Genomic DNA, 17730 nt, shown 5'->3' with positions numbered 1-17730 from the left:
TATAGAGTAAACATACAAGTTATATGATAAAGTTCCAACATTTCTATTACAAATGACTTCTACTAACTGTCGCTTCTATTTCGGCTAACATCAGTCTGTTCACACCCATCTTAATCTGATTCTCAGTGAGATTGGAATAGCCTAGTAGAAACACTGGACCCTTAGGTTTGCTCTCCAGAAAATAAGAAGATGCAGGATATACGCGAACACCGTAACGTAGCGCCACTTCAGCAATGCGATTCTCCTCGGCATCCGACTCCAACTCAATCAATAAATGTAGTCCAGCTTCCTCGCCATAATATCGCACACGACTTCCAAATTCCGTATTCAAACTGTTTACGAGACAGGCTCTGCGTGAGGCATACAGCTTTCCCATCTGCGTAACATGCCTTGCATAGTGACCATTCTGAATAAATTCTGCTAACGCTTCCTGGTCCAGAGCAGAAGACATTCGATCTGTAATCCATTTAACAGCTAAAAAAGGCTGAAGCAAAGCCGGAGGCAACACAACATAACCTATCCGCAGAGAAGGAAATAATACTTTACTAAAACTGCCTACATAAATAACTCGCCCCTCAGTATCTAGCCCAGCAAGCGCGGATAATTTCGGACCCTCGTACCTATATTCACTGTCATAATCGTCTTCAATAATAAAAGCATGATTCGCTTTCGCCCAATCCAACAACTGAACTCTTCGCTTCAAAGACAGCGTTGTCCCTGAAGGGAACTGGTGAGAAGGAGTAACATAGACTAGCTTTGGCGTTTTTTTAAGATTACCATCTTGATCGTTATCACTGTTTGTTTGGAATTGTTCTACGCAGATGCCATCTTGATCTACCTTAACAGGTAAGACCTCTACCCCAGCAAAAGAAAAAATTTCACGTACAACGCTATGTGATGGATCTTCAACAATGACATGATCACCTTTAAACAAGAATATCCTCGATAAAATATCGAGCGCTTGCGTAGCCCCAGACGTAATCACGATTTGTTCCGGAACAACGGGCATAGACCGTGTGGAACGTAATAAACGTGCGATCTCTCGACGCAATCCCAGTGAACCCTCCGCAGGGCCATAACCTAACGTATCCGGAGAAGCACGGCGGCAAGCATTCATTAGGGCCTTTTGCCATTGATCCATAGGAAACGCGTCCCAAGCAGGAACACCATGTCGAAAATCGCAAAACACCGGATTCAAATGATCCACTTCTCTAGTAGACGGTGGGTTAAGTGCAAGGAAATCATGTCCCTTCGTTACAAAATTGTAAGGGCTCTCATAAACCTTTGTCACTTTCTCCTCCAACGTCAACTCCGCAATAAACGTTCCCGCTCCTTTTCTCATCTCCAGATACCCTTCTGCCTGTAGCAGCTCATAGGATTGAAGGACCACGCTTCTGGATACGCCAAGCTGGTTAGCTAAAGTTCTAGACGGAGGCAGGGGGTCACCCCCGCTTAAAGCTCCTGAATGGATAGCATTTCGAACTTGCTCGTAAATTTGACGGCTAAACGGAATCTGTCGTTCTTTATCGATTGTGATCAGCAAATCATGCTTCATAAGAGGTCCTCCCCTTCTGTTCCGACTTTTGTTCAAAAATAAAGGGTAAGCATTTTTACGAGTAGTGCTGCGGAAACAGAGCCTAGAATCACGAGGAGCAGCGGAATTTTTCTAATTAATACCAGTATAACAGCGACAGTCCCTGATGCGATACCCACAAGATTAACATCTGGGTCTACCTGAATGATTCCAGGTACCGTTAGCGCACTAAGAACCGCTATAGGCAAATACTCTAGCATCGCTTGAACTTTGGAGGGTCCATTCGAATGATTTGTAAGTAGCAAAGGCACAAAACGAAATAAAAATGTAATAACAGCCATACCCACAATGATTAAGATAGTCATAGGGATACCCCTTTCTCCGCTTGAACTCGCACTCTAAACAAGGAGCCCACTGCCATGCCGATTATCATAGCTACAAGGATCGAAGAGTTTCCCAGCAAGGGGTGCAGCAGCCATGATGATCCTGCAGCTGATATCCATATAGCCATATTCCGTAAGCTGCCTTTCAATTGAGGTACAACAAGTGCAATCAGCAAGGCGTATAATGAAGTATTTAGCGCCGGTAAATAAAAAGCTGGAATATAGGAAGCAAGGGTTATCCCTGAAGCCGTAGCTAGCAGGTTAGCGACATAGGGAGGGATTTGTAAGCCCAGCAAATAAGGAAGTTCTAGGGGTTGGTTAGATTTTTCATTCACTGATTTAGGGTTTGCTTTCTTTCGAGTGAGCATACTAACTGCGTATACCTCTTCTGTTAAACTAAAGCCAATCCAGGTTCGCGCAAGATAGCTAATATTACGATTTAACTGCCCTCCAAAGGATAAGCTGATAAACAAATATCTTAGGTTAATGATCAGCGTAAGCAGTAAAATTACTGGAGCGGCTGCTCCTGCGGCAAGCATTTTTACACCTATAAATTGACTAGCCCCCGCAAATACTAGCGCTGACAATAAGAATACCTCCAGACTACCGAGACCTAACCCCTTACCGACCAATCCAAACGTAAAGCACGCAGGAATAAATCCTGCAACGATTGCGACGGAATCTTTAAGTCCTGTTCTAAACAGTTCTTTCTGATCATTCATAAGTTTCTCTCTCCCTTATCGTTGTCCTAGAGAGAGCATACTTGGATACCGATCCAGTGGAAATGACCGCATGGGTGCGTATGTACCATACCAATTTCTTTTCTCATAAAAAAGACCGCCCTCTAAGAGAACGATCTTTAATGAAGCTTTATACCTCCAGTGGACTTTCAACAATCTCGTTAATTTCCTGTACGATCTGCGATCTAATCTGATCTAATCGATTAATGTTCACGGTAGAAGCATAAATTTGCTTTAACGCATCAAGGAATACCTTTGCGTCTGTCAGATGCTGTGTGGACTGTTTCATGGTGCTGGAGTACCGTTCTTTAATGCCGGCTATAGCTTCGGAGAATGCTTCATCTGTACCAGGTTGTATACAACGCGAATACATATCGACAATCTCATCAGTGACACGATCTGGATAATACTCATGTGGAGCCGTGCTATCAAAAATAGCAAATCCAAGCTCACGCACAATAATCATATCAAGGCTATTTGGATCGAAGCCACAGTGGTAAATTTCAACATCGTAGCCACGCTTGATGCCTTCAGCCGCTATTTTTTTCAACAGTGTTGATTTTCCGGAGCCCGCACGTCCTTTAACCAAATATCTTTTTAATCCTGCGGTTAGATTAGGAACAAAATCCACTGCCCCCTTAGGCGTCGCCGCCCCTAAAAAACGATGATCTATCCGGCTGGAATGTTCAGATTTCTGATCATCATACAAAAGCTTAATATACTCTTGTGTCAGCTCATCAGCTGCTTGAAAATTCATTGTCGCGATATATATCGCTTCCCATTCGTCATGAATGCGAAGGGCTTCAGCAAAACCAGCGTAAGCAAAATCATGCTCTTGGCTGATTGCAGCAACTAATTTATCGATTTCCAACTTGTGCTGGCTTAACTGAAACAGATCAACCGCTTGCTCTAAATCTACGAACACGATAGTCTCTTCAGGAAGATCAGGGTTAATTACACGCGGAGCAGCTCCATCAAAGATTCCTACATTTAATTTGGGAATAACGACACCGTCTAGTGAATCGTTATCTGATGCAGTGTGGATGAACCAAATCTCATAGCCTTGTTGATTCAACTGCTCTCCGATTTCTCTAATTAGTTTGGTCTGCCCCGTTCCGGGACCTCCTTTTAATACAAACAGACGTGTTAAACTTTGCAATGACGACTCATAGAGATTGTAAAAGCCGTGAGCCGTATTGCCGCCAGCAAAGAAATTGAGGATTGTTCCGTTCATAATCGCACACCTTTCCGGGCTAATGTCATGGTTCATAATTCATCGTATTATTGACCGCTGGGAAAGGTGACACTTTAAGTGAGATGTGGTCTTACTTCATAAAATGATCCATAAATCTCTTAATGACTGGAACATCAGGAGGTGACAACTCGCTAGGCAATTTTCCATAATTAAAAAAACGGACTTCTTGTACTTCAATTCCATCTTCTTTAAGCACACCGTCAAATTCCGTACTTAGATAAGCGGCTACTACATTATATACTTCATCACCGTTTGGATATTTGTAATAAAGTTCTTGTCCAGAGAACATGTCAAACAATTCAAGTCCTCTGGCCTGTAAACCTGTCTCCTCAAAAAGTTCCCTTTTGGCAACCTCTTCCAAAGTCTCCCCAAGCTCCATTGAGCCACCTGGCAATCCCCAGCAACCGTTGTCCGTTCTACGTTGTAAGAGTAATTGCTGTTCGCTACACAACAAAACACAGGCTCCTGCCATAATAAGCGGCCTGGTACCCACATGTTTTCTTAGCTCCATAATATAATTACTCATTAAACAGCACCCTCTCCTTAATGCTTATATTTTTTTGTTCTTTTCCAGAAATTCATCTTCAGTAAGTCCAGATCCGATCATCATCCTGCCAATAATAATTGCTGTAATCTATATCTCGCATAATACACTCCGGAAAGTAGTTATTTTAGTCTGTTGATATACTTAAATGCTGTTGAAGTTTTGAATAATCATAAATATCCACAATTGCACCGTGTTCAAAATTAGGTTTAAACAAAAACTCAATGATTTGTTGTGCTGTTTCCTGTGCTGTTGTGAGCATCCCAGTTTCCTTAACTACCTCAAATATCTCTGCTGATGGAAATGTTGATTTATCCTGGCTTCTAGCCTCTCTTTGCAGATTGGTATCAATCATTCCTGGCCAGATCGATACAATTCCAACTGGTGTTTTGGAGTGATTTTGTTCTAGTCCCACACATTGTGAAAAAACATCTAACCCAGCTTTTGCTGCTGAATACAGACTCATGCCAGGATGATGATTCTTAGCAGAAGAGGATGATATATTTAAGATCCTTTTGTCGATTAGATGACCATTCGTATGCTTTATAAACATTGAGGTTAGTATAATAGGAGCTAATAAATTCACATTTATATTTCCCGTTATTTCATCAACCCTTGCTGTATCAATAAATGAGACAGGAGAAATCATTGAAGCGTTATTAATAAGGTAGATTCCCTCCGCTTTTGACACGTTAATAGAATTGAAAATACTCCCCATCAGAGATTCAATCAGATGAATGTGATTCAAATCAAATTCATAATAGGTTATATTACTACTTTTGCTTACTAAACTCTCATTTCTTTCACGTGAGATACAAAACAGATAGTGATCAGGAGAGACTAGTTGTTCTGCTATTGACTCTCCAATTCCTCTTGAAGCTCCTGTAATAATGAAGTATTTCATAAGGGCAATCCTCCTCGAATTGTAACCTGATACTAATACCAACTACTAGAGTATCACATTTAAAGAATCACCTTGTCAAATACATCCATTACGTGCATGTTCTACCTAATATAAAAAAAGCTACCTCATGGTAGCTCTATGAATCTTGATTACTAGATGTTTATTTCGTTTTTGGAACATGAAAACCATTGTTTTGCGCGTAATTTTCAATACTCCAGATGCCGATTCCCTGCTCTCTTGCTTTATCCTGAATAGCTCTAAATTGATCTACGTATTTCGTATTAGGTGCAAATACATATGCCACACGTGCATAACCCTGCTCTAGCAGAAGCTCATTAAACATTTTGCCATCGATATAGAGATAACAGAGTAGACGACCATATTTATCTCGTTCTGTTACATCCAGTTCAATTTGCACATCTTTATTGGTAAGCATCTTTTTGGCATAATCAGAGGCTTCTATCGAAAATGGTTGTGGCTCAGGAATATTCGGATTAACGGATTCAGGAGTATCAACTAGTAACAATCGAATAGTTTCTTTTTTACCGTCGATCGTCAGCTTCATGGTGTCACCATCAACTACCCGTGTTACCTTAGCATCTAGTAAACGTCTATTGTCCTCTACTGTATTCTTTGCGGTAGCATCAGATTTAAGCTCAGGACTCGTAGTTATTGCTGGAACAGGATCTGAAGCAGACTGCTCTACAATAGTGCAACCGGTAACGGTTCCTAGTAGGAGGATGATGGCCATGCAGATTTTCATAAGATACATTTTACTCATAAATAAACCTCTTTCTTAAACATATGTAATAGCTTCATGGGGTCTAATTAAAATAAAGCAAAACCGTGAAAAACACAAGTTTGTATTACTTAATATAGAAAACAACGACAACTATGTACCAGAAAAATAAGATACATGGCTGTCGCTGTTTTATTAAAATTATAATCTCCGTTAATCACCCAGCTTAGCTTCTGCTACGTTTAAGTTGGAAATTTTTATTTTGATTATGATCGATAAGAAAGCAAGCAGGGAAAAAATAATCCCAATCCAAATGAGTTCATGTATACCTGAGCGAGAAATAAACCAACCACCGATAGAAGTACCTATTGTAATTCCAAGATTGGAGAATGAAATAAACAAGCTGTTACCAAATTCGGGAGCTTCTTTCGTCTCGCTCGTTAACCATGCTTGACTGATAATGAGTCCGCCGGAATGCACTACCCCCCAAATAATTATGATAATAATCATTGGAATGAAATAAGATCCTAGAAAATAAACGTAGAAGTAAGTTACCGCATATAGCAGAGGAAACATGATGACGGTCTTTGGAATGCTTTTATGTAAAAGGCCCCCAAATAAAAAATTCCCAAAAATCATGACTATACCAAAGGTCATTAACATGATACTAATCCATGACCCATTCATATGTGTTACTTGACCAAGATACTCAGCAAAGTAACTATATACAGAAAACATCGCTGCAAATATAAAAATAACTGTCACTATATTTAACCATAATAGGGGTTTACGTAATATACCAAGCTGCTTGCCATAAGACATTTTTTCTTTAACAGGCATGGAAGGAAGCCAAGCGAGTATCCCTAAAAAGGCAATTATACTTACAACAGCACCAAACAGAAAACCAACTTCTAACGATATTTTGTCCGCGAGATAAGAAGTCAAAGGCACACCGAAAGCAAACCCGACTGTGATTCCGGCGAAAACCTTTGTAACTGCCTTAGTACTCTTGTCTGGTGGGACAAGTTGAGCAGCGGTCACAAGAGCAACTGAAAAAAAGACGGGATGAAATATAGCAGGAATAATACGGAAAATAAGCATTACTTCAAACATGGTCGTATAAGCATACACAATGTTTGAAATCGCAAAAATAAGTACAGCCGTTAATAGAATAACTTTACGATTAATACCAGAAGCCAGTAATGTTAGAAATGGACCAGAAATGGCAACGACCAAAGCAAATATACTTACAAGCCATCCAGTCTGTGAAGTCGTTATATTAAATTTATGAGTTATCTGTGGTAGAACACCTATAATCCCCATTTCCGTAGTGATAATACCAAATACACCTAAAGCCAGAATAATGATAAGCAACGGGTTAATCTTTTTCATTTTTAAAACAATCCTCCATTTATATTCACATATACAGATTTGTAGATATGTATTATCAAAAAAAGTCTTCCCTCCTCTCATTTATAGTTTCTGTTTAATATACTCGGAAAACTCTTGAATTGTCTTCTCATTCCGACGATAATACGTCCACTTCCCAATTCGCTCAGATTCCAACAAACCAGCTTTTTGCATAGTCAACAAGTAACTCGAGATAACAGACTGTGCAAGTCCCGCTTTAGCTTGAATATCTCCCACGCATATACCAATTCGAAAACTCAGGCCTTGTTGTAAATAAGGCTTTTCATCAAAGAATTCCTCTGGAGTTTTTAACCACATCATAATTTGACTACGTGTCTCGTTAGATAAAGCTTTAAATATCATTAAAGGTTCCATGCGTTTCATTATATCTACTTTTATAGATTTGTAAATACAAAAGCTATTTAGTGCATGAGAAATTTCCAAATTAACCAGCAAAGCAGTACGGATACCCACGAAATAAAACCGAAAATCATCACGATTTTGTTTTCGCTCCATCCGTATTTTAAGCTGAAATGGTAATGAATCGGAGCCATTCGGAACAGCCGCAGCTTAGTTCGTTTATAGTACCAAACTTGTAATATGACCGACAACTGCTCTGCAAAATAGACGAAAAACAAAATCGGAATCAAGAGCTCGACCTTCTCAATGACAGCTAAAATGGAAAGGGAGCCACCGATCGCCAGTGATCCTGTATCGCCCATAAAAGCTCTTGCCGGATAAATATTATAAAGGAAAAGCCCAAGCAGACAGCCGATCATGACAAGGGAAAATGTCTGCACTTCAGGTTTGTCCGAAATCATAAAAAAGAAAAAATACGTCGGAATGGCCACATTGATCAGTAGCCCATCAAGACCGTCGGTAAAATTGATGGCATTTGCGGAGCCCACCACAAACAGCAAAATGATTCCGACATAAAGATACAAAGGCAATTGCAAATAGTGCCCTTGAAATAACCCAATATCGCTCGTCAGGCCGAACGAATGGAACAACACGTACAAAATGGATCCAGTAAAAATAAATTGCAACACTAGCTTTGTGCGACCGGTGATGCCGGACGGATTTTGCCAAAAAGCCTTTTTGAAATCATCCAGAAATCCGACTGAGCTGAACAACAAAAACGTGACGCATAAGAGTAACATTAGAGGTCCGGGATGAAACTGTAACGAGATCGCTATCCCGATAAGCAGGACCAGCCCTGCCATAAGCGGTGTACCACGTTTGGCCTGATGATCTGCTGGTAGCTCGGAGCGAATCGGCTGCGTTAGCCCCAGCCTGTGTAGCGTCCTGATCAACAGCGGCGTAAACATCGCCACTAGAAAAAAAGACAGGCCGGAAATAGCCATAATTCCAAACATATAACAAACTCCCCTCTTTGAAAAGTATCATTTTAACATTTCCACTCCAAGTGTCCCTACTTTTGAACCTAACACACACTCACAAAATTGTTTTGAGAGTTATTAAGATCGCTTGAATTATGTAAAGTAAAGTTTTATCCCTCTCACTTGTATCTTTAGTAAAATGATATATGTAAATAAAATTTTGAAAAAGAGAAAGTATTCTGTTTTTATTTCCTATTTTCGCTCCACATTAAAAAATACTTCCGTTCAATAAATGAAGGACTGCCTATCGGCAGCCCTTCATTTATTGAACATTCTTCACCTTCCAGTAATCGACAATTGTTATCCCAAATAGAATAGAATGGTCCGGTATCAAGCTTTAACCTTAACCATAACAATAAATACAGTACTTCCTTTTAAAAATTCAGTTTCCCGGCTAAATCCCAATTTCTCATACAAACGTATCGCTCTTTCATTAAACTTTGCCACTGTCAGACGTTTTGAGCTTTTCCCGAACATTGAATCCATTTTACTTAGAACAGCTGTGAAAAATAGAGTCCCATTTCCCTGCCCTGTAAATTCTGGTCTCATCCCTAATCCAATGTCTATAAACCCCTGAGAATATGTATATGACTTATTTGGAACCTGCGCTGAGCTTCCTGTACAGAAGAACCCTACTAACTCTTTATTATCATCAAATATGGAAAAATATGATTCAGCAAGCATTTCACTTATGGCTTCAGGCGTTTGTTCATTGTTGTAAAAATCATAAGGTTGTTCATATCGCCAGCTTAATATATTCCTAGCAGCATCAGCATTCAGCTTTTCCATGTAAAGTTTCATTTCGCACCACCTTATGCTCAAAATCAATAGGCACCTATGAGTCTATCTCCGCTAACTCCCGAAGGATTTTCTCTACGTCACCATCAGGATTTAACGCTTCGATCATCTCTTTCGTAATGGCTGCCCCCTCATAAACCTTTGCAATAATCTCTAAGGGGAGCGTGATTTCAAAATAACCTTCAGCAAATTCCACAAAATCTTCAGCTGTGACGAAAATAGTCCCTAGCAAAAAGTCCGAGCCATCTTCTGCCCCCGCTTGAATCTCTACCTTCCCCTTCTGCCACGTCAAGTCATTATTTTCACGCCAAATGCAAAAAGTAACATCATCCTTATTTATCGCCTCATCTTCAAGAAATGACAATAGTGAGGTTGGGACTTCTTCATAGATTCCTGGCCAAACTTCATGTTCGTCGCGCGCATATGGACTTATTTCTGACTCATGATCAAATCCTTTAATTATCGTTCCTTGAGGTGCAAAAATAATAAACAAATCATCACCTGATCCATTATCAATCGATGCTAAGGAAACATTCTTATCGAATTCAGAAACAAACCTATGATAGCGAAGCCATTCCTCTGTGCATAGGACAATATTTAGAGAAGAAAGAATTTTCAAAAGTTTTTTTAATTTTTCGGGTTCTGGTAAAGTATCTATCACATTCATTAATGATTCCTCCCTATTGTATTCATTAATGATTTTAGCATATTGATGAATTAGGAGTGAAAAAAAGACTACCCGAAGGTAGCCTTTCCAACATAACAAGACACTAGCTTAACTTAAGATCCGGCTCCCTTATATCTTCTAACGCCATAACTCCAAGCTAACAGACCAATTCCAAGGAATATCGCACCTACAACTGGCGTCAAGAGAGCAAGGTTTGTCATCTCTTCTCGCTGTAGGAAGAGCGCTGCCGGATAGACTCCGACGAATGCAAACGGTATGATCCACGTGAGTAGTACCTGAATAGCCCGATTGTAGATCGTTACCGGATAACGGCCATAAGTCTGAATGTTATACATTAACGGAAGAATGCCCGTAGGAGCATCCGAATAGAAAGACAATGAAGTCAATGTTGTATAAATCCCAGTATAGATGGCGACGGCACTTAACGTAAGAATGATCAGAGCTGGTATCGTCCACCATTCAAAGGGAAGACCCAGATTACTGCCACTAATAGCCATAATAATAATACCTATGAAAGAGCCCATTAGTGCTGGTGGATCAACATTTTCCAAAAAGATCTGGAATAAATTATGCGCTGGGCGTGTCAGAATACGGTCCATCTCACCTTTAACGATGTAACGCTCACTAAATCCCCATAGATTCACAAAACAACTAAACACCCCAAAAGGCACCATAAAGAATCCATACACGAACACTACTTCGTTCTGATTCCAACCGCCTAGGCTATCCGTATGCATGAAAATCACCAGAATAAAGATAAAGTTGGTGGCCTGGAAAAGTAAATCTGATATGACCTCTACCCAAAAGTCTGCACGATAGGTGAGCCGGGACTTCATATAGTTCTTGATGTATTCAATTAATAATCCAAGGTAATACACGTTTCCTCAACCTCCCTGCACGAAGAGACGCTGCCGCGCCGCATGATATAACCAGACAATTGGAATCAGTAAGGCCAGGAACCAAACGATCTGGATCCCCAGTACATTCCAAATCCCAACCCCTTGCACTCGTCCCGTAAACACTGAGCCCGGCAAGTAAGTAATCGCCTGAAACGGCAGCACCTTAAGTATAGAAGATAGCCAGTCAGGAAACAGACTGATCGGCACGATCAGACCGGAGAACAGATCAACAATTACCCGCTTCATTCGCATCATGCCCTCATTATTCTCAACAAAGAAGGCCGAGAGCCCCGTAATAATATTGATCTGTGAATTAATCAAAAAGCTGAAAAAGAGCATTACAAGAAAACCCGCCCAAGCAGATGGTGCTGTCGGTAATTGAACCGGGAACAACAACATCGCTATAGCCATACCGGGAATCATAAACAAGAGGAAGCGGAACATGCCCTCTCCGAGTCCTTGCATCATTTTGACTAAGACATAGTTATAAGGCCTTATAAACTGAATAGCGATGCTTCCGTCTCGTATATCCGTAGAAATCTCACGATCTAGATTATTAAAATAAAACGCACGTGCCATCCAAGAAACAGCAACATAAGACGTCATTTGCGTTGCGGTAAAGCCACCAAGTGAATCCCCATTCCCATAGATGGCCATCCATGTGAAATAGTTAACCCCGATATTCAAGGAATAGATAAGAATACCTGAGTAGTAGTTAATCCGATAAGCAAGCATGGTAAGGAACCGGATGCGTATAAAATCCATGTACGCCCCAAATAGTAATCTCCGACTATTCTCTGGAGGACCACCTGAAGACGAACCTCCTGAGGAAGAAGACATAGCTGTTGCAGCATTAAGCTTATCAGACATGTAAAGCCTCTCTTTCATCCTTCAGAGCGGCAGCTTGTTTCTCTGGTTTATCCGCAGACCCGGATTGATAAATACTGCGAACAATATCGTCCGTATTCGTCTCAATAATTTTGATATCAGTAATGTCAGCTTTCCCTACTACCCGTCCCAAAACATCGGAAACATTTATATCCAGCGGTATCCAAACCGATGCTCCAAGATCGTTCTCTGCAGACCAAGTAACCGGCATCCCTTCAGTCCAAAGCTCAAGCAGTTGCCGTTTCGTTGCATTCCCGAATTGAAATTGAACTTCACGTCCGGTTCCCCAACGTTGCTTCAGGTCTTCCAGTCCTCCGTCATAAATGATACGGCCATCATCAAGCATAATCACCCGGGAACAAAGGGCTTCAATGTCTTGCAAATCATGTGTAGTCAGCAGGATGGTTGTCCCATGCTCACGGTTCATATCTTTAAGAAATTCACGGATCTCTGATTTCACCACAATATCTAAGCCAATGGTCGGTTCATCCAGAAATACAATCGACGGATTATGAAGCAATGCTGCTACTAATTCACAACGCATCCGCTGACCGAGACTAAGCTTACGAACGGGACGATTCAGTAGTTCTTGCAGCTGCAAGCGTTCGACCAATTCATCAAGCCGTTTCTTGAAGTCTTGTTCAGATACCCGGTATACCTTGCGCAGCAGCTGGAAGGATTCAATGACCCCAATGTCCCACCATAGCTGGCTGCGTTGCCCAAACACCACACCGATATTCTTCACGAATTTCTCGCGCTCCAAATAAGGAACATAACCACCCACCGAAAGATTTCCTGAAGTGGGTACGAGAATACCCGTGAGCATCTTGATCGTAGTTGATTTTCCAGCACCGTTCTCACCGATATAACCACAAATCTCACCTTCGGGAATGGAAAAGGATATATCCTTCACCGCAGTTACTTCCGTATACTCCCTTTTAAACAAATCAGCGAAGGCCCCTTTGAGACCTTCGCGGTTTTTTTGCACTTTAAATGTTTTACGTAAGTCTTGTACTTGAATAGCAGTCATATTGTACCTCACTAAGCTTAAAGTTGGGTTCCAGTAACCCATTATAATAGAAGAAGTCCAAAAGCACTACCTCGATTTTTACTTAGCCAGTCTTCCTGCGATTGGATTTGTATCTTTTACTGCCTCTAAATGTCCTGAACGAGCCACTTTGGTACGCAAGTATTTCTCATTAAACGAAGATACATCTCCCCATAGCGCTACTCTTTTCACAGCGTTCATTCCAGCTGCCTTAAGAGCTTCCAGTTTCTTCGGATTGTTCGTAATTAGTGTGACTGGTTTATGACGTAGATGTTGTAGAACACTAATCGCTTCTTCATAATTTCTAGAATCATCAACAAAACCCAACTCCAAATTAGCCTCAACTGTATCGTATCCTTCTTCTTGTAAAAGATACGCTAAAGATTTACTGAACAGTCCAATGCCTCTGCCTTCATGGTTAGCCAGATAAAATAACGCACCTGAGCCATGCTCTACGATCATTTTCATGGACTGATGTAACTGAAAGCCACAATCACAACGTTTACTTCCAAAAATATCTCCGGTATGGCAAATGCTGTGCATCCGAATTAATGCTTCATCGGAATCCTCGAAATCACCATATACTAACACACTGGATTGTTGTCCATCTGCAAGGCTCATGGATGGTAACTTGGAAATCAAAGCGGCGGTTGCTTCATTGCTGTCCCCTTTAAGAAGCTCTGCATCTGTAGTGTTCAACCAGTTGTACCATTTAAAAGTAACAGTCTCTCCGTCTAAATTCACAGGTAAAGTAATCGGTCCAACCAATATATTTGTACTGTTTGCTAAAGGAATACGAGTAATTTTATTTTGTAGGATTGAAATAATATCTGGTTTTGTCATGTGTAACACCTTCCTCAATGTTCATCTAGTATAGCTGTAGCTATACATAAGGATCGAATATTAGTTAAAATATAAGTAACTATTTGTAAGTAAGTTTATCATTGTAATATAACTTCGTCAAGTTATAATATATCTTTAAATATTTATAATTACTTTATGTAAGTTTATGATATAATGAATGTTGAGGTGATATTATGAATGATTTCAACATGTGTCCTCGCTTTGAAAAAGCGGTAGACTTGCTAAGTAAACGTTGGGTCGCGCTGATCGTTTTCGTGCTTATGCCAGGTCCACGTCGTTTTGGCGAAATTGAAAGCTGTCTGTCTAATCTAAGTGGTAAAGTGTTATCTGACCGATTAAAAGAAATGGAAATCGAAGGTATTATTGAGCGAACCGTATATCCAGAAATGCCCGTACGCATTGAGTACTCCCTTACTCCAAAAGGTACCGCGTTGGCTCCTATACTTGGTGAAATTGGAAATTGGTCTACAGACTGGATTGAGCTTGGTGTTACAAATTAATCGGTCTCCACTAACTTGAAGAGCCCTTTTTGTTCCGTAAATTCGGCAACAAAAAGGGCATTTTAAGTTCTTCAATGTATTATTGAACTGCTATAAATCCTTCCGTTGAAAACGATACAATCCGATTAAGAATGCCAGTAGCGTATAGAAGATCGCATATACGATAAATGTATTGGATGGGACTGAGGCGAAATTTACTAACCCAAATGAACTACTGGAACCATTAAACATCCCGCTCATTTCGTTAATGCTAAATAATTCAGCAGTCATTCTACGCTGTAATCCATCTACAGGCATTAGTAACGACATTATACCTGTCATATTATTTAAAGTGCTAAGCGCTGCAGGCTCAGATAGTAAAGAACTGCTTACCTTGTCAATCATTCCTCCTAGCCATCCAGCACCATAAAGCATAGTCATAAATACCCCATTCCCAAGTGCCGAAAAGAATCCTGAACCCAGCATAGAAATAGTTATCAGCAACGGTACGATAGAGGCAAAGAGCAGGAAAGATTTGAATAGCGCTAATCCATCTCTCGGAATTGCGGCATGGACTTGAGTAATTAGCAATATAGAAATAAATAAAATAAGCGCATACCCTATCCCCAATGTTACATAACCAAGCCAGCGACCGGCATACCATTTCCAGCGTGGAATGGGTCTTGGAAGCAAGGCTTGCATCACACCCTGCTCTGCCTCACCTGAAATGGCGGAGAATGAACTAAATATTGCTAAAAAAGCAATTACAAAGGCCCCGAAAAAAAATCCAAACGATAAAATAAATAAACCATTAGTAAAACGCATAAGGAGTTCTTCTCCAGTAGGAATACTCGATCCTTGAGACATAGTACTTTGTCCGATTGTACCCGCAATAAACCAAAACCCAATAAGAAAGACCACGGTCATTAGTAATGTCAGCACCATTACTCTTTTACGCAGCAATTCCTTCCAGGTCATCCCCATTATAATTCTCATTCCTGTTCACCTCTGTGGCTTAGTCCGGATACAGCATCCATAAACCACTCTTCCAGACGTTCTTTCTTGCGTGAAACTTCATATAAGGTCATCCCTTGTTCTACAATTAATGTATTTAACCACCCCACCTGCTCTTCACTTTCCAGCTCTGCCTCCAACCAAACCGTACTTCTGTCTATCGATTGCAGAGATTGCAGATTTTCTAACCCGTTTATCAACTTTTCTTCGGTATGGGAAGACACCCGAATCTGCAAGCCTGTGTTCTCATTTAGCCATGACAATAAAATAGGCGCATAGCCGCCTACTTTAAAATGCCAGCTCATACGCTTGTTCAGCATCTCGGACACTTTGCCATGCCGGAGAATAACCCCATTATTCAGTAACGCCATTCGGTCACAAAGTACTTCAACATCCTCTAACAAATGAGAGTTTAGAAATATCGTAACTCCTTTTTCTTTTAGGTTCTGTAATATACGCCGGACTTCCTGACGTCCAATTGGATCTAGTGCCGATGAGGGCTCATCCAAAAAAACAATAGCCGGTTCATTTATAAGTGCACAAGCCAACCCCAATCTTTGCTGCATTCCCTTAGAATAATGCTTTACTCGATCTCGTCCACGCTTACCAATTCCAACCTCATCCAGTAGTTGTGGAATCCTCTTATCTGCTACAGACCGTTGCATTCCGCATAATCTTGCATGCAGCCTCACAACCTCCTCACCCGTCAGCCATTCCTGATAACGATACAATTCTGGCAAATAGCCGATAAGTGCTTTTGCTCCCAAGGAACCAATCTTATGCCCGAATAGGCTCCCACTACCGCTTGATGGATGAATAAGTCCTACTAGCATTTTCACAAAGGTGCTTTTACCTGCACCATTAGGGCCGAGGAAGCCAAAGGCTTCCCCTTTCCCTACACTAATACTTACATCTCGACAACCGCGCCCGTTATCAAATTCCTTGGTTAGGGACTTAGCTTCAATTGCTGCAGTACTCATGATTCAATCAACTCCTGAACCTTGGTCATAAGCTTCTCTTTACTCGAATAGATCTCACCTGACAAATTGAATAGCTGCCCATCCTGAATCCATGTAGCTTGATATACAGGACCGCGGCTGTATTCATAATTATCAACAATAACTAAAGTATCACCCACAGTTATTTGCTCCGTATTTTCTCCAGCGATTAACGGCATTGGGATTTCCCCGGATAAGACCCTGCTCTGCATTAAGCTAGTCTTCAAGTAATCCGGCAACAGTGGGAAATTCACTACAGCTTCCAAAGCTTCTTCCACTTTAATAGAAGGATCAACGTTAAGTACAGGCGCATTCATCTGCGACAGACTTGCCCAATGCGTTTCATCAGATGAGAGATTGTAATTCACAATTTCCGGAATATGAAGTGTAATTGGTTTACCGTCAATCGATTCAGGCAGCAGATGTTCTGCCCCGATTTTTTTCAAGGCTTTGTTCACTTCGTCAACTTTCAGATTAAGCGTGATATCCTGTGAAGCACCCACCGTAACTGTATTACGCCCTTCCCCTAAAGCAGCGATTTTCGCTGGATAGCCTACGGTAGCTTTCAGTTGATCCGCAGGCAGCTCACCAATATAAGCACCGTTAGTGTTGGTAAACTCACCGAATTGATTAATTGATCGATTAAGCTCACCGTCTTCAGCTACTTGTGTGAAAATATTTCGAAGATCATTCTCGTGTACAACCGTAACCTGTTCCATACGGAACTGATTCAGAATGGATGCCATTGCTGTATTTCCTATCGGAGTCGCGAGTATTACAGCAAAAACAGCCACACTTGCTAAAACTGCTCCCAACTTCCGACGACGGTTCATACGCAGTCGACGCGGGCGTTTTACTTGCTTATCATGGGTAGCTACAAGTAAGTCCTGCTCTACTGTTGGTGCTGGCTCTGAGTTAACACTCTCTACATTTGCTGGCTGACTAAAGTAAATAGGATCCTCAGTATTAGTCTCTGTATTTTGACTCCATTTTGCCCATTGAGGATTATAAGGCTCTTTCTCTAACTTGCTCTGCAGCTTCGCCCAGGCTTCATCTGTACTTTGCTTATCTTTATCTTGCTTTCCTGAATAGTTATTCATTAGTGTACCTCCTGAATTAAAAAGATTACTTCGTAGCTGCACTTT

20 protein-coding genes are annotated in these 17730 nt (G+C 40.9%); 1 reads left to right on the top strand and 19 read right to left on the bottom strand.

Annotated elements, in window-relative coordinates:
* Positions 1 to 46: 46 nt before the first annotated feature.
* The 16 genes from pdxR to R50345_RS13400 all read right to left on the bottom strand — a co-directional run bounded on the left by pdxR (position 47) and on the right by R50345_RS13400 (position 14073).
* Positions 47 to 1555 (bottom strand): MocR-like pyridoxine biosynthesis transcription factor PdxR, encoded by a 1509-nt coding sequence (pdxR, locus tag R50345_RS13475; RefSeq protein WP_042127299.1) that lies wholly within the window; start codon positions 1553 to 1555, stop codon positions 47 to 49.
* A gap of 32 nt (positions 1556 to 1587) precedes the next feature.
* Complete coding sequence (locus R50345_RS13470) at positions 1588 to 1899, bottom strand: AzlD domain-containing protein (protein WP_052414590.1); 312 nt, start codon at positions 1897 to 1899, stop codon at positions 1588 to 1590.
* Positions 1896 to 2639 carry an AzlC family ABC transporter permease gene (locus R50345_RS30290; RefSeq protein WP_052414589.1) on the bottom strand — a complete coding sequence of 248 codons (744 nt, stop codon included), beginning with the start codon at positions 2637 to 2639 and terminating at the stop codon, positions 1896 to 1898. The genes R50345_RS13470 and R50345_RS30290 overlap by 4 nt, the downstream gene beginning before the upstream one ends.
* A 148-nt stretch (positions 2640 to 2787) precedes the next feature.
* A complete protein-coding gene (locus R50345_RS13460; RefSeq protein ID WP_042127295.1) occupies positions 2788 to 3891 on the bottom strand; it encodes a PRK06851 family protein in 1104 nt (367 codons plus the stop codon).
* A gap of 91 nt (positions 3892 to 3982) precedes the next feature.
* On the bottom strand, positions 3983 to 4438 hold the full coding sequence (locus R50345_RS13455; RefSeq protein WP_042127293.1) for an NUDIX hydrolase: 456 nt from the start codon (positions 4436 to 4438) through the stop codon (positions 3983 to 3985).
* Between the two features lie 145 nt (positions 4439 to 4583).
* Positions 4584 to 5360: a (S)-benzoin forming benzil reductase gene (locus R50345_RS13450; protein WP_042127291.1), complete on the bottom strand. Its 777-nt coding sequence runs from the start codon at positions 5358 to 5360 to the stop codon at positions 4584 to 4586.
* Between the two features lie 160 nt (positions 5361 to 5520).
* A complete protein-coding gene (locus R50345_RS13445; protein WP_052414588.1) occupies positions 5521 to 6141 on the bottom strand; it encodes a thermonuclease family protein in 621 nt (206 codons plus the stop codon).
* Positions 6142 to 6312: 171 nt separating this feature from the next.
* Positions 6313 to 7491: an MFS transporter gene (locus tag R50345_RS13440; protein WP_042127289.1), complete on the bottom strand. Its 1179-nt coding sequence runs from the start codon at positions 7489 to 7491 to the stop codon at positions 6313 to 6315.
* A gap of 81 nt (positions 7492 to 7572) precedes the next feature.
* A complete protein-coding gene (locus R50345_RS13435) occupies positions 7573 to 7884 on the bottom strand; it encodes an ArsR/SmtB family transcription factor (protein WP_042132144.1) in 312 nt (103 codons plus the stop codon).
* 47 nt (positions 7885 to 7931) lie between these two features.
* Positions 7932 to 8885 (bottom strand): phospho-N-acetylmuramoyl-pentapeptide-transferase, encoded by a 954-nt coding sequence (mraY, locus tag R50345_RS13430; RefSeq protein ID WP_042127287.1) that lies wholly within the window; start codon positions 8883 to 8885, stop codon positions 7932 to 7934.
* A gap of 354 nt (positions 8886 to 9239) precedes the next feature.
* The gene (locus R50345_RS13425) at positions 9240 to 9710 is read right to left on the bottom strand and encodes a GNAT family N-acetyltransferase (protein WP_042127285.1); all 471 of its coding nucleotides are present in this window, start codon (positions 9708 to 9710) and stop codon (positions 9240 to 9242) included.
* A 34-nt stretch (positions 9711 to 9744) separates the two neighbouring features.
* Complete coding sequence (locus R50345_RS13420) at positions 9745 to 10374, bottom strand: hypothetical protein (protein ID WP_042127283.1); 630 nt, start codon at positions 10372 to 10374, stop codon at positions 9745 to 9747.
* 113 nt (positions 10375 to 10487) lie between these two features.
* Complete coding sequence (locus R50345_RS13415; protein WP_170880268.1) at positions 10488 to 11231, bottom strand: ABC transporter permease; 744 nt, start codon at positions 11229 to 11231, stop codon at positions 10488 to 10490.
* Positions 11232 to 11279: 48 nt separating this feature from the next.
* Positions 11280 to 12059 (bottom strand): ABC transporter permease, encoded by a 780-nt coding sequence (locus tag R50345_RS13410; RefSeq protein WP_042132143.1) that lies wholly within the window; start codon positions 12057 to 12059, stop codon positions 11280 to 11282.
* A 97-nt stretch (positions 12060 to 12156) separates the two neighbouring features.
* Positions 12157 to 13212, bottom strand: coding sequence for an ABC transporter ATP-binding protein (locus R50345_RS13405; protein WP_042127279.1), 1056 nt, complete (start codon positions 13210 to 13212; stop codon positions 12157 to 12159).
* A gap of 78 nt (positions 13213 to 13290) precedes the next feature.
* Positions 13291 to 14073, bottom strand: coding sequence for a GTP cyclohydrolase II (locus R50345_RS13400; RefSeq protein WP_042127277.1), 783 nt, complete (start codon positions 14071 to 14073; stop codon positions 13291 to 13293).
* A 194-nt stretch (positions 14074 to 14267) separates the two neighbouring features.
* Here R50345_RS13400 and R50345_RS13395 point away from each other — a divergent pair, with 194 nt between their 5' ends.
* Positions 14268 to 14594, top strand: coding sequence for a catDE operon transcriptional regulator CatR (locus R50345_RS13395; RefSeq protein ID WP_042127276.1), 327 nt, complete (start codon positions 14268 to 14270; stop codon positions 14592 to 14594).
* Between the two features lie 90 nt (positions 14595 to 14684).
* On the opposite strand, the gene R50345_RS13390 is transcribed toward R50345_RS13395, so the two are convergent.
* From R50345_RS13390 to R50345_RS13380, 3 genes are read right to left on the bottom strand one after another with little or no spacing between them, the layout of a single operon-like run.
* Complete coding sequence (locus R50345_RS13390) at positions 14685 to 15569, bottom strand: ABC transporter permease subunit (protein WP_042127275.1); 885 nt, start codon at positions 15567 to 15569, stop codon at positions 14685 to 14687.
* A complete protein-coding gene (locus R50345_RS13385; protein WP_042127273.1) occupies positions 15566 to 16567 on the bottom strand; it encodes an ABC transporter ATP-binding protein in 1002 nt (333 codons plus the stop codon). The genes R50345_RS13390 and R50345_RS13385 overlap by 4 nt, the downstream gene beginning before the upstream one ends.
* Positions 16564 to 17685 carry a hypothetical protein gene (locus tag R50345_RS13380; protein WP_042127271.1) on the bottom strand — a complete coding sequence of 374 codons (1122 nt, stop codon included), beginning with the start codon at positions 17683 to 17685 and terminating at the stop codon, positions 16564 to 16566. The genes R50345_RS13385 and R50345_RS13380 overlap by 4 nt, the downstream gene beginning before the upstream one ends.
* Between the last annotated feature and the right edge of the window lie 45 nt (positions 17686 to 17730).

This window comes from Paenibacillus sp. FSL R5-0345, assembly GCF_000758585.1.
GTDB lineage: Bacteria > Bacillota > Bacilli > Paenibacillales > Paenibacillaceae > Paenibacillus_AQ.
This window is presented reverse-complemented; position numbering and strand designations above follow the sequence as displayed.